General features: G+C 41.7%; 9 protein-coding genes, 4 tRNA genes and 1 riboswitch. Of the genes, 7 read left to right on the top strand and 6 right to left on the bottom strand.

Annotation, left to right across the window (positions count from 1 at the left end; translation table 11 throughout):
• Positions 1–90 precede the first annotated feature (90 nt).
• Positions 91–1947, top strand: coding sequence for an alkaline phosphatase (locus tag BM192_RS12995; RefSeq protein WP_037439177.1), 1857 nt, complete (start codon positions 91–93; stop codon positions 1945–1947).
• A 59-nt stretch (positions 1948–2006) separates the two neighbouring features.
• On the opposite strand, the gene BM192_RS12990 is transcribed toward BM192_RS12995, so the two are convergent.
• The 5 genes from BM192_RS12990 to BM192_RS12970 form a co-directional block, all read right to left on the bottom strand.
• Positions 2007–2396 (bottom strand): VOC family protein, encoded by a 390-nt coding sequence (locus BM192_RS12990; protein ID WP_074589355.1) that lies wholly within the window; start codon positions 2394–2396, stop codon positions 2007–2009.
• Positions 2397–2813: 417 nt separating this feature from the next.
• Positions 2814–2885: transfer RNA gene (locus BM192_RS12985), tRNA-Glu, on the bottom strand.
• Positions 2886–2931: 46 nt separating this feature from the next.
• Positions 2932–3004 (bottom strand) — tRNA-Met (locus BM192_RS12980).
• Between the two features lie 43 nt (positions 3005–3047).
• Positions 3048–3119: transfer RNA gene (locus BM192_RS12975), tRNA-Glu, on the bottom strand.
• A 35-nt stretch (positions 3120–3154) separates the two neighbouring features.
• Positions 3155–3230, bottom strand: a tRNA-Met gene (locus tag BM192_RS12970).
• A gap of 110 nt (positions 3231–3340) precedes the next feature.
• On the opposite strand from BM192_RS12970, the gene era reads away from it, so the two are divergent.
• Together era and der are read left to right on the top strand one after the other, a co-directional pair.
• Positions 3341–4219 carry a GTPase Era gene (gene era, locus BM192_RS12965; RefSeq protein ID WP_037441069.1) on the top strand — a complete coding sequence of 293 codons (879 nt, stop codon included), beginning with the start codon at positions 3341–3343 and terminating at the stop codon, positions 4217–4219.
• A gap of 44 nt (positions 4220–4263) precedes the next feature.
• Positions 4264–5565 carry a ribosome biogenesis GTPase Der gene (der, locus tag BM192_RS12960; RefSeq protein ID WP_037441042.1) on the top strand — a complete coding sequence of 434 codons (1302 nt, stop codon included), beginning with the start codon at positions 4264–4266 and terminating at the stop codon, positions 5563–5565.
• Positions 5566–5621: 56 nt separating this feature from the next.
• Here der and BM192_RS12955 read toward each other — a convergent pair whose 3' ends face one another.
• Complete coding sequence (locus tag BM192_RS12955) at positions 5622–7229, bottom strand: S41 family peptidase (protein ID WP_037441039.1); 1608 nt, start codon at positions 7227–7229, stop codon at positions 5622–5624.
• A 176-nt stretch (positions 7230–7405) separates the two neighbouring features.
• Between BM192_RS12955 and murQ the strand changes: the two genes are divergently transcribed.
• The 4 genes from murQ to metH all read left to right on the top strand — a co-directional run bounded on the left by murQ (position 7406) and on the right by metH (position 13590).
• Positions 7406–8212: an N-acetylmuramic acid 6-phosphate etherase gene (murQ, locus tag BM192_RS12950; RefSeq protein ID WP_037441066.1), complete on the top strand. Its 807-nt coding sequence runs from the start codon at positions 7406–7408 to the stop codon at positions 8210–8212.
• A gap of 11 nt (positions 8213–8223) precedes the next feature.
• Entirely contained in the window at positions 8224–8793 is a 570-nt protein-coding gene (locus tag BM192_RS12945; RefSeq protein WP_037441035.1) for a hypothetical protein, read from the top strand.
• Between the two features lie 50 nt (positions 8794–8843).
• Positions 8844–9593, top strand: a complete 750-nt coding sequence (locus BM192_RS12940; protein WP_037441032.1) for a Bax inhibitor-1/YccA family protein — start codon at positions 8844–8846, stop codon at positions 9591–9593.
• Between the two features lie 121 nt (positions 9594–9714).
• A riboswitch (SAM riboswitch) is annotated at positions 9715–9823 on the top strand.
• Between the two features lie 107 nt (positions 9824–9930).
• Positions 9931–13590: a methionine synthase gene (gene metH / locus BM192_RS12935; protein ID WP_037441030.1), complete on the top strand. Its 3660-nt coding sequence runs from the start codon at positions 9931–9933 to the stop codon at positions 13588–13590.
• The last annotated feature ends 6 nt before the right edge of the window (positions 13591–13596 follow it).

Here is a 13596-nt window from a genome sequence, read left to right as displayed (position 1 = left end):
GGTCTACAACTCCAGGTACAATAATATTTAGGTAGTACGTACCTCGACCAGAAGTTGATAATAGCTCAAGTTGATTAAACAAAACGTAGAATGGTAGGAAATATTAAAATCAGCTTTGCAGCACTAATCTTCGGATTAGGGTTGCAAAGCGCTTCCGCTCAAACAGCGCTTAATGCGAATCGCGGACACAGTCATAATGACTATAAGCAGTCTATTCCTTTATTAACCGCTTATCAGGCGGAAATGGGCTCCATTGAAGCCGATGTTTTTTTAAGAAATGGAGAACTCTATGTTGCGCATGAAAGTAGCGAAATTCGCGAGGGAGCTACCTTGAAAAAACTCTACCTCGACCCACTGATTGAATTGTATAAAGTGAACGGCAACCACCCGTATGCAGATCCCGAATTAAAACTTCAGTTAGTTATTGATATTAAGCAAAATTACCGGGACGTATTACCTACACTGTTGAAAGAAATATCGGCCAATCCTGAAGTTTTTAATAGCCTCAAAAATCCAAATGCCATTCAATTAACCATTAGTGGTAATGTTCCTAAACCCGAAGAATTCAAAAACTATCCCGAATTCATTTCTTTCGACGGAAGGCCATATATAAACTACACCTCCGGGGAGCTTAAGCGGGTAGCGATGATTAGCGACGACCTCAAAAATTATACGGTTTGGAACGGCAAAGGAAATCCGACAAAAACTGATGAACTTAAATTAAAACGGGTTATTGATAAAGCCCATCAGCAAGGCAAAAATCTCAGATTCTGGGCAACTCAGGACAGTCCGAATACCTGGATTGTTTTAGAGCGTATGGGAGTCGATTGGATTAACACCGACCATCCTGATAAGCTTAGAGAATTTTACAGTCACCAAGAGAAACTGACTTATACGAATCCGGTTCCTTACCCAGTTTATACACCGAGCTATAAAACAGATGGGATAAAAAAAAGGGCAAAGAATATTATCTTGATGATTGGCGACGGTATGGGCCTGGCCCAAATACATGCAGGTTTAATGGCTAACCATGGCGATTTAAATATTTCCAGGATGCGCAATATAGGTTTTGCATTAACTAGTGCTGCCGATGCGGGAAATACCGATTCTGCTGCAGGCGCTACAGCTTTAGCTACCGGGCATAAAACCAATAACCGGTACATCGGTATGGGCGCTGATAATTTAAAGAAAACGAATTTGGTAGATACACTTTATGCTCGGGGTGTTAAAAGTGGGGTAATCAGTGTCGGCGACATTACAGATGCTACACCGGCTGCTTTTTATGCACATCAGCCAGACCGGTCGATGAATGACGAGATAGCACATGATCTGCTCCAAAGTAAAGTCGAAATTTTAGTCGGTTCTAATCAGAAAAGCTTTTTCAAGAATAAAGACCAGAACCTTATATCCGGTCTTCAGGCGAAAGGGTATAAGGTAAATAACAGCCTAATTGAGTTTAGACAGCAAAGTGAGGGTAAGCAATTAGTCTTAGTTACAGATTCTGCGACACGTGCCGTATCGAAGGGTCGTGGAGACTGGCTAAAACAATCTTTACTTCACAGTATATCAATCTTATCAAAAAATAAAGATGGTTTTTTCATCATGACTGAAGGTGCGCAGATTGATTACGGAGGGCATGACAACAATCTGCCGGTCGTTATCACCGAACTACATGATTTTGATAAAACTGTAGAATCGGCCATACGTTTTGCCGATTTGGATGGAGAAACGCTTGTTATTGTCACAGCCGATCACGAAACGGGAGGATTAACACTACTGGATACGGCTCCGGAAAAAGGGATGGTCAGGGCAGCATTTAGTACAAATGACCATACTAATATTGTCGTGCCGGTATTTGCCTATGGTCCAGGTGCCGAAGATTTTAAAGGCACGTACCAAAACAATGAGATTTTCTATAAGATTATTCAAGCCTATAAATTGAAATAGTATAATACTTATCTATTAATTCCAATAAAAGATGCGTCGCTGGAACGGTACATTTTTTACTACATATTATCCATTAGCAATACATTAAACCGGTGACCATCTGGGTCACCAAAGGCGAAACCATAATACCCGTTTTCATCTCTGCCAACTGGCTGAAAGATAGTACCACCAGCACCCTCAACTCTCTCCGCCCATTTATTCACTTCCGCCTCGGTGTCAGCAGCCAGGGTAAAAATGATCTCGCCGGCAGATCCGGAGGTCAGAAACTCATCTATTTTAGATCCTTGTTCAAAAAAATGGATTACCAGTTCATCTTCACTAAAAAGAAAACTGGCGAATTTGGGGTCGTTGTTCAAGCCATTTGACTTAAAACCCAATTTGTTATAAAATTGACGGGTAAGTTGGGCGTTCTTTACACTAAAATTGGCCCATATTTTTTTTGTTTTCATGACGTAGTTTTTTCACATTATCCCATCTTCAACATTCCCTATTTTGAATCACTGGCGTGATCAACCAGGATCGCGTCTATCGTTTTAGTAATACTTCGTTAAACATTAAGTTACAGCGAGATTATGGAAATCACAATTGTTTTTTCCTAAAAATGTATTATGCCTTACTTCTCTAGCACTCGCTGCTTCCGCCTGGTGTTTTAACTATTAAGGCATTCGCCATTTTATTTAAAACAAACGGTTTTTATTAAAAAATATTCAATCTTATACGTTCTATGAATTCTGCTTATCGAAAGATAGGTTTCGAACTGGCGTGTAGTTTCAATTTGGCCGAAAATGTGATGGTTTGATGGAATGAAGTCCGGTAGCAATAAAAAAAGGGATAAAAATTATTAGATCTAATTTTATCCCTTTCCGTAGCCCGTAGGGGAATCGAACCCCTGTTTCCAGAATGAAAATCTGGCGTCCTCACCCCTAGACGAACGGGCCATTATGTAAAAGCGCTCAATCTTTTCAGATTAAGCGCTTTACTAGGTAGCGGGGACCAGACTCGAACTGATGACCTTCGGGTTATGAGCCCGACGAGCTACCAACTGCTCCACCCCGCACTCTGATTAATGAAAAACGCCGAGTGCATCTGCGTTTTTATTGTAGCCCGTAGGGGAATCGAACCCCTATTTCCAGAATGAAAATCTGGCGTCCTAACCGGTAGACGAACGGGCCAAATGAAACGACAAGCTTAAAAGCTTTGTTCCTTTTGGTAGCGGGGACCAGACTCGAACTGATGACCTTCGGGTTATGAGCCCGACGAGCTACCAACTGCTCCACCCCGCACTATTTACAAAAAAAAACGTTTGAAGAATTGAATCTTCCTTTGTTTTAAATTGGTCTGCAAAGATATATTTCGTTTCTTTGCAATGCAAATTTATTTTAAAAAATATTCAATGTCGCATAAAGCAGGTTTTGTAAGTATAATTGGTAAGCCAAATGTGGGTAAATCCACCCTAATGAATGCCCTGGTGGGGGAAAAACTGTCGATCATTACACCTAAAGCTCAGACTACACGTCACCGCATCCTGGGAATTGTTAATGAAGAAGAACATCAAATTGTATTTTCTGACACTCCCGGTATTATCAAACCACGTTACGGACTGCAGGATTCGATGATGAATTTTGTTAAAGGTGCCTTGAGTGATGCAGATCTGATTCTATTCGTAACAGACATCAATGAGCAGCATGATGAGAATGATGTATTAGAGAAAATTATCAATTCTACGATTCCGATGATTGTACTGATCAACAAAATTGATGGTGCAACTCAAGAGCAGGTAGAGGAAAAAACGGCTTACTGGCAAGATCTTCTGAAACCTAAATATATCTACGCTATCTCTGCCTTACACAGATACAATCTGGACGGTATTATGGAACGTGTTCTGGATTTCCTTCCTGAGCACCCTGCATATTATGATAAAGAAGACCTGACTGACAAAAATCAACGTTTCTTTGTATCCGAAATCATCCGTGAAAAAATCTTTAATAATTATCAGAAAGAGATTCCTTATAGTACGGAAGTAGTAATTACAGCATTTAAAGAAGAAGAAAAGATCACAAGGATCAGCGCAGAAATTATCGTTGAGCGTGACTCACAAAAAAATATCCTGATCGGAAAAGGCGGTTCTATGTTAAAAAAGGTAGGTACTGAATCCCGTAAAGACATCGAGAAGTTCCTGGATCAGAAAGTATTCCTGGAAACCTTTGTTAAAGTAATTCCAGACTGGAGAAGTAAAAAGAACTATTTAAAAAGTTTCGGGTACGAAAATTAAACCTACCTTTGCAACCCCTTAATAATTAATACAATTCACAACACATGAGTAACATTATCGCAATCGTCGGAAGACCGAACGTAGGCAAATCTACCCTTTTTAACCGCTTAACCGAAAGTCGCAAAGCAATTGTAGATGATTTCAGCGGTGTAACACGCGACCGTCATTATGGCGTCGCTGAGTGGACAGATAAACAATTTACCGTCATAGACACAGGAGGTTATGTAGCTAATTCTGAAGACGTATTTGAAGCGGCTATCCGCGAACAGGTCGTTATCGCAATTGAAGAAGCCTCTGTACTACTGTTTATGGTCGATGTCACTACTGGCATCACAGACCTTGATGATGAAATCGCACAACTGCTTCGCCGCAGTAAAAAACCGGTTTTCATTGTCGTTAATAAAGTTGATAATACCTCCCTGGAAAATGACGCGGCTGTATTTTATGGCTTCGGACTCGGTGAAATCTACTCCATTTCTTCTATGACCGGTTCCGGTACAGGAGATTTACTGGATGACGTCATTTCACACTTCCAGGACGAACCATTAGAAGAAAACTCTTTACCGAAATTAACTATCGTCGGCAGACCCAATGTAGGTAAATCCTCATTAATCAATGCCCTGATGGGACAGGAAAGAAATATCGTTACCCCTATCGCAGGTACAACACGCGATTCCATTCACATCCACTACAATCAGTTCGGACATGAATTTATGTTTATTGATACTGCAGGTTTACGTAAGAAAACCAAAGTAAAAGAAAACATAGAATTCTATTCTGTAATGCGTACCATCAAAGCATTAGAAGAAGCCGACGTGGTTATTCTGATGATTGACGCTGTAGAAGGTTTGGAATCACAAGATGTCAACATCTTCCACTTAGCAGAGAAAAATAAGAAAGGTATAGTGATCCTGGTCAACAAATGGGATTTGGTAGAGAAAGACCATAAAACGATGAAAGCTTTCGAAGAACAGATTCGTCAAAAATTACAGCCATTTACAGACGTGCCTATCGTATTTACTTCTGCAATACACAAACAACGTATCTTCAAGGCCATTGAAGTTGCACTGGAAGTTTATCAGAACAGGGGTAAAAAAGTACCTACATCTAAATTGAATGATGTTATGCTGCCGATTATCGAAAACTATCCGCCACCAGCTTTAAAAGGTAAATACATTAAGGTTAAATACATTACGCAGATCAATGCTACATCACCAATGTTTGCCTTCTTCTGTAACCTTCCTCAATATATTAAAGAGCCATATAAAAGGTTCATTGAAAATAAATTACGTGAGAATTTTGACTTTAATGGAGTTCCGATTCAAGTTTATTTCAGACAGAAATAAGCTGTTAAAGCTATCGTTTACAGAGGGGTTGTTCATTCATTTGAACGACCCTTTTTTTATTGCAGTGCGTTGAGCGCTTGCTTCACCATACTGTCGCTTTGGTTCATCGCTTTATAATAACCCGCATCACCCAGATAATATTTATAAAGCAAGGCTTTAAGGTCAGTACAGATTATTGGTTTTGCGCTAGCCAGCTGCCGCTGATCGACTGTTATATCCTTTGCTGCAATGAACCTGATGAAATCCCTGTAATCAACGTCACTGATCTTAAATGCTGCCAGATTCTGTTCTAGAAACTGCACAGAATAACGCGGGGCGAGAATATCAAATACAAAATCAAACATGACTTTTTTAGTCAGCAAGATATTATAAGTTTTGTTCATACCAGCCGTATCCATTTTAACATAAATATCAGGTTGTATGCCACCGCCAGCAAATACTTTTTTGCCGGAACCTGTCGTATATGCCAGATTTCTGCGCAGTGAGTCTTTAGGCACAAAATTATTATCAGTTAGTTCACCGTCATTGAAACGGTCTTCTATTTCGTTCTGGTAAGCTGTAAAGCCTTTCTTATAAGATTTTTGAATACTGCGGCCGAGCGGGGTGTAATAACGGGCAATTGTAAGGTTTAAAGCAGAACCATCCCCGAAAGGAAACTGCTCCTGAACCAAACCTTTACCGAAAGAGCGGCGCCCGACGATAATTCCCCTGTCCAGATCCTGCACCGCACCAGCGAGAATTTCACTGGCAGAAGCCGAGTTTTCATTGATAAGCACAGCCAGCTTACCTTCCTCAAACTCACCACCGCCGGTTGCGATATAATCTGTTCTTGGTTCGTGTTTACCTTCCGTATAAACAATCAGCTTATTCTCCGGAAGAATCTGGTTTGCCAGGCCGGTTGCTGCAGTTAGATATCCCCCACCGTTATCACGAAGATCAAGAATCAACTTCTTCATTCCAGCAGCTTTCAGATGACGGACCGCTTCAACAAAATCTTTATCCGTACTCGCACCAAATTCACTGATCCTGATATAGCCCGATTCTCCGTTGATCATATAAGCAGCATCAATACTACTTACGATTACCCTTCCTCTTTTTATAGCCAATGAAACCGGATGATCTGCACCAGAGTGCAAAACCGTAAGTCGTACAGAAGTTCCGCGTTTACCTTTGATCCGGCCAATCATATTATCTCTTGTGAGTTTTCTTCCGCTCACAAAAACACTGTCAACCTTCAAAATTTTATCACCAAGTTTTAAGCCAGCTAAAGAGGCGGGGCCGTCTTTAATTACTTTCGTAACCAGCAAAGTATCTTTAAGAATATAATATTCAATTCCTATCCCTTCAAAATTACCCTCCAGCATATCAGACTGTTCACTTGCCTTTAATGGGGGAAGATAAATACTGTGTGGATCGAGCTTATGCAGCAGGCTGTCGATCTCCAGATGGCTCAGTGTATCGGCATTAATTTCATCAACATAGTTTCTATTGATCAGGTTGATGATCTCGTCCACTTTTTCCATGGAACTATCCGCATATTGAATATTACGTTGCACCGTAAAGCCCTGATCCTTCAAAAACCTATAGCCCAAGTACATACCACCTATTAAAGTGACTGAATAAGTAAGGGCGATTAGCAGATTTTTACGGGTAGTTGGCTTCATTGGTGAGTAATTGCACAAAGCTATAAAATTAGGCTGTCAATTAACTATTTAACCCCCGCAGATTTATAATTGTTTCATATTTTCTCACAAATACCGTACTTTATAAAGAATTGGCTGACGAAGGCTTGAAATATCCTGCGCCGGCTGGCATCAATAACACATTTGAAAGCAAATTTATGATACGCACAACTGAACAGGACTCCCTTTATAACAATATTGACCAAATGAGCTTTCGGGAAATTCTTACCGGTATTAATCAAGAAGACCAGACCGTTCCGCATGCTGTGGCCAAATGCATCCCGCAGATTGAGAATCTGGCCGTTGCGGTTACCGAAAGGATGAAAGAAGGTGGCCGGTTATTTTATATCGGTGCCGGAACCAGCGGTAGATTAGGCGTGGTAGACGCGTCAGAATGCCCTCCCACTTTCGGGGTGGCGTTCGATGAAGTCGTCGGCATCATTGCAGGTGGTGATACAGCCATCAGACGCGCAGTGGAGAATGCCGAAGATGATACTGAACAAGCCTGGAACGATTTATTATACTATCAGATCGGGCCGAAAGATAGTGTAATCGGACTGGCGGCATCTGGAACTACTCCATATGTAATAGGCGGCTTGAAAAAAGCAGCAGAAAACCAGATCCTTACCGGCTGTATCGTTTGCAACTCAGGAAGCCCGGTAGCGGCAGAAGCCCAATATCCGGTAGAAGTAGTTGTGGGTCCTGAGTTTTTAACCGGTTCTACAAGAATGAAATCAGGCACCGCACAGAAACTGGTTCTTAATATGCTCAGTACTACCGTAATGATCAAATTAGGCAAAGTTAAAGGCAACAAAATGGTGGATATGCAGTTAACCAATAGTAAGCTTGTAGACCGCGGCACGCAGATGGTAATGGCAGAACTTCAAATCCCCTATGAACAGGCAGAAGCGTTGCTTATTGAGCACGGAAGCGTACGCAAAGCAGTAGAAGCCGGTCAAATTTAAACAAAGATTTCATGCACGAAATAGAACCATTTTACCGCTGGAGAGATGATTATATCGCCGCGGAAGATCCACGATCCCCTTTTTATAATACAGAATATTCAGAGTTTTATTTTGATAAGCAACTCTATAATTACCTAATCCATCCACAGTGGGATGACTTCGGGTCTACCACGTTATACATTAAAGTCCTTTATACAGATTATGAAAGGCAATATTCTATTATCGAATTTATAGGAGAGTGGAATGATGCGATCTCCAATGATATTATGCTGCTGAAAAGAGAAATCCTGGAGCTGATGATAGATGAGGGAATTCATAAATTTATCCTGATAGGAGAAAATGTCCTGAACTTCCACTCTTCGGAAGACAGCTACTATGAAGAGTGGTTTCAAGATGTCGAAGATGGCTGGATAGCAGGGATTAATTTTACACCCCATGTGATCGAAGAGTTCCGCAGCAGCAATATTGATTATTACATCAATTTTGGCGGTCAGCTTGACGATTTGGCATGGAGAACCCTCAAACCGGTACAAATTTTCAAAAAAGTTGAAGAAATCCTGACAAAAAGGTTAGGGGCATAACCTTTGTATACAGTTTAGAATCGGTATATTTAAATTAAAAATTAAAACGAATGGAGAACAATAATCATAACTGGTCAAACCAATCTGTTTTTGTAGAAAACCAAACAGGAACAGTGGCAAAGAAATTCTTTGCAAACGTATTTCTATGGATGTTTGTGGCATTAGGTATTTCAACCGCAGCTGCAGTTTACATGGCCAATACACCCGAAATGCTGAATTACCTGATTAATCAGGAAACAGGCAAAATGTCTATTTTAGGATATGTAGCTATGTTTGCACCACTGGGTTTGGTTATGCTAATGAGTGCGGGCCTTAATAAACTCTCCTATTCCGCTTTACTGGGTGTTTTTATTCTTTACTCTTTACTTACAGGGGTAAGCTTAAGTTTCATCCTGTTAATTTATGCGTCCTCTTCGGTGATTGGCTGTTTTGCAGCTGCCGCCGGTATTTTCGGTTTAATGGCTGTTTTAGGCTATACAACCAATACTGACTTGAGTAAATTCGGCCCGATCCTTATGGTAGGTGTTGTAGGGCTGGTAATTGCGATGGTTGTTAATATGTTTCTGCAAAGCTCGCAGTTCGATTATATCATGAGTTTCTTTGGTGTAGCAATCTTTACTGCGCTGACCGCTTATGATGTACAGAAATTAAAAAGAATTGGTGCTGGTCTGGAAGAGAACGGATCTACAATGGCAGATGCAGATTCTAAAAAGCTAGCGATTATGGGTGCATTATCCCTGTATCTTGACTTTATTAATATCTTCCTATTCTTATTAAGAATCTTTGGCGGAAGAAAATAAGCTAACACATTCCACAGAATAAAATACCGAAGGCCGTGCAAATATGCATGGCCTTCGGTATTTTATTGCGTTTACACACCAATTTCTTGGAATTGATTTTTCTTTGTTGCATTTTTGCACCAGCTTATAAAGAAAGACGGAGGGATTAGACCCGACGAAGTCTTAGCAACCTGTGCTGACAAGGTGCTACATTCTACTCGAACGCTGCGGCTGTTCCTGAAAGATAAGTTAATTCGATCCACCCTGGATTTCTGATTAAGCATATTACCCTATTGTAACCCGTACCCTTATTTATTCCGGAACTGTTTACAATACCAATTGAATATGCATCCAAGCTATGAGCATTAGAGAAGATTTAGAGCAAAGAATATTAATCATAGACGGCGCCATGGGAACCATGATCCAGCGTTATACCCTTTCCGAAGAAGATTTCAGGGGGGAGCGTTTTAAAGATCATCCCTGTGATGTTAAAGGTAACAATGACCTGTTGAATCTAACCAGGCCAGATATTATTAAAGCCATTCACACCGACTACCTGAAAGCTGGTACCGACATTATAGAAACCAATACCTTTAGTACACAGCGTATTTCACTGGCCGACTATCAGATGGAAGAGCTAGACTATGAAATGAGCTTTGAAGGTGCTAAAATCGCAAAAGAAGCCGTCAATGAGTTTATGGCCAAAAATCCAGACCGCCGGTGCTATGTAGCAGGTGCGATTGGACCGACCAACCGGACTCTATCCATTTCACCAGATGTGAACGATCCTGGTTACCGCGCTTTAACATTCGACGAACTTTCAGATGCCTATTTTGCGCAGATCAGAGGCCTGGTAGACGGTGGATCCGACCTGTTAATGATCGAAACTATTTTTGATACACTGAATGCAAAAGCAGCGATTATTGCCATTCGTAGATATGAAGCAGAGATTGGCCGTAAAATAGAGATTATGATCTCCGGTACCATTACCGATGCCTCCGGAAGAACCCTCAGCGGCCAGACTGTAGAAGCTTTCTTAAACTCGGTAATCCATGCCCGTCCGCTAAGTATTGGTTTTAACTGTGCTTTGGGAGCTAAAGACATGCGTCCGCATATTGAAGAGCTTGCTGCAAAAGCTAACTGTTATGTATCGGCCTATCCAAATGCCGGATTACCGAATGAATTTGGCGCATACGATGAAATGCCTAACGAGACAGCAAACCTTGTAGACGATTTTATACAGCATGGCTTTGTCAATATTGTGGGTGGTTGTTGTGGCACCACACCAGAGCATATTGCTGCTATTGCAGCGAAAGCCAAAGGAATCAGGCCAAGAGTTCTCCCCACACCGGAGCGTTACCTGCGCCTAAGCGGATTAGAACCCGTAACTATCACCCCCGAAAGCATCTTCGTCAATATCGGTGAAAGAACCAACATTACCGGATCTCCTAAATTCTCTAAACTAATTCTGAGCGGTGACTATGAAGCCGCTTTGACAGTAGCCCGACAGCAGGTTGAGGGCGGGGCACAGGTCATTGATGTCAATATGGATGAGGGAATGCTGGATTCAGAAGCGGCAATGACTAAGTTTTTGAATCTTATCGCCTCAGAACCAGATATATCTAAATTACCAATCATGGTAGACTCCTCTAAATGGAGTGTTATCGAAGCCGGCCTGAAATGCCTTCAGGGTAAGGGCATTGTCAATTCAATTTCACTGAAAGAAGGCGAAGATAAATTCCGTGAAAGTGCGCGTAAGATTATGGATTATGGCGCAGCGGTCGTAGTTATGGCCTTTGACGAGAATGGACAGGCCGACAACTATGAACGCCGTAAAGAAATCTGTAAAAGATCTTACGATATTCTGGTAGATGAAATAGGCTTCCCTGCAGAAGATATTATCTTCGATCCGAATATTCTGACGGTTGCAACCGGACTGGAAGAGCACAACAATTATGCTGTGGATTTCATAAATGCTACACGCTGGATTAAAGAAAACCTGCCTTATGCTAAAGTAAGCGGGGGTGTCTCCAATATATCCTTCTCTTTCCGTGGAAATAATACGGTAAGAGAGGCCATGCACTCGGCGTTCCTGTACCATGCGATCAAAGCAGGTTTAAATATGGGAATTGTAAATGCCGGAATGCTCGAAGTATATGAAGCTATCCCACCTGAAATGCTGGAAAGAGTTGAGGACGTCCTGCTAAACCGTAGAGAAGACGCAACAGAGCGCCTGGTAGATTTTGCAGAAACCGTCAAATCAAAAGGAAAAGAACTCGTAAAAGATGAAGAATGGCGGAAAGCAAGTGTAGAATCACGCCTTTCCCACTCACTGGTTAAAGGTATTATCGAATATCTGGATGCTGACGTGGAAGAAGCCAGACAACAATATCCAAGACCGATTCATGTCATAGAGGGGCCTTTGATGGACGGAATGAACATTGTCGGTGATCTGTTTGGTGCCGGAAAGATGTTTCTGCCGCAGGTAGTTAAATCTGCGCGTGTCATGAAAAAAGCAGTCGCCTATCTCCTACCCTTTATTGAACAGGAAAAACTAGATAATCCAGATGGTGATCAAAGCTCATCAGCAGGAAAAATATTACTTGCCACCGTGAAAGGTGACGTTCATGATATCGGTAAAAACATTGTAGGTGTAGTACTCGCCTGTAATAACTTTGAAATTGTGGATCTAGGCGTTATGGTTCCCGCACAGGAAATCATTAGAAAGGCTAAGGAAATCAATGCAGATATTATAGGCCTGAGCGGGCTGATCACACCTTCACTGGATGAAATGGTGCATTTTGCTAAAGAGATGGAACGTGAAGGATTTACTTTACCTCTGTTGATTGGGGGAGCGACGACTTCAAGAATCCATGCAGCGGTAAAAATTGCACCTAATTATTCGGGACCTGCGATCCATGTACTGGATGCATCCAGAAGTGTAACCGTTTGCAGCACACTTATGAACCCCGACAACCGGGGGGAATATATTCGGCAGATCCGTGAGGACTACGATAAGGCCAGGGAAAACCACCTGAATAAAAGATCAGATAAACGTTTCAAATCATTAGAAGAAGTAAGAGCAGACCGCTTTAAGATAAATCCGGCACTGGTCGCTCCTGCTCCAGCTTTTACAGGCACACGTACATTTGAAAACTATCCGCTGGATATTCTGGTACCCTATATAGACTGGACACCATTTTTCCATACCTGGGAACTGCGCGGCAGTTACCCGAAAATATTCAGTGATAAAAACGTCGGTATTGAGGCTCAGAAACTTTTCGATGATGCCCAGGTACTGCTTAAAAAAATAGTAAAAGAGAAGCTCCTTACTGCTAAAGCCGTCATTGGTTTCTGGCCCGCCTACGCACAGGGAGATGATATCTTTCTGGAAACAGAAAATGGCCCCGTAACCATTCACACACTTCGCCAGCAGGCCGAGAAAGTAGCAGGGCAGCCCTATTATGCCCTTTCGGATTTCGTAGCAACCAAAGAAGATCAGGTAGCTGATTATTTCGGTGGTTTTGCGTTGACAACCGGAATAGGCTGTGATGAAATGGTGGCTGAATTTGAAGCTAACCATGACGATTATAACAGTATTATGGTAAAAGCTTTGGCCGACAGACTTGCTGAGGCCTTTGCCGAGAGAATGCATGAACTTGTCCGCAAAGAATACTGGGGATATGCCAGAGAAGAGTCTCTGACCAATGAAGAACTGATCAAAGAAGAATATGCCGGTATTCGTCCTGCGCCGGGTTATCCGGCCTGTCCTGACCATACAGAGAAAGATACCTTGTTCCGTTTACTGGATGCAGAAGCCAAAATCAACCTCAAACTAACCGAAAGCTTTGCCATGTATCCTACTGCAGCTGTCAGCGGTTTCTATTTCGCCCATCCGGAATCGCGTTATTTCGGATTAGGTAAGATTACTAAAGACCAGGTAGAAGAATACGCCCTGCGAAAAAACATGAGTCTTGAAGACACAGAAAGATGGCTTAGCCCGAATTTAGCTTATTAAACCAAA

The sequence above is a fragment of the Pedobacter antarcticus genome (assembly GCF_900112985.1).
GTDB classification, from domain to species: domain Bacteria; phylum Bacteroidota; class Bacteroidia; order Sphingobacteriales; family Sphingobacteriaceae; genus Pedobacter; species Pedobacter antarcticus.
The sequence above is the reverse complement of the archived record's forward strand: the minus strand, read 5'-3'. Positions and strand labels throughout refer to the sequence as shown.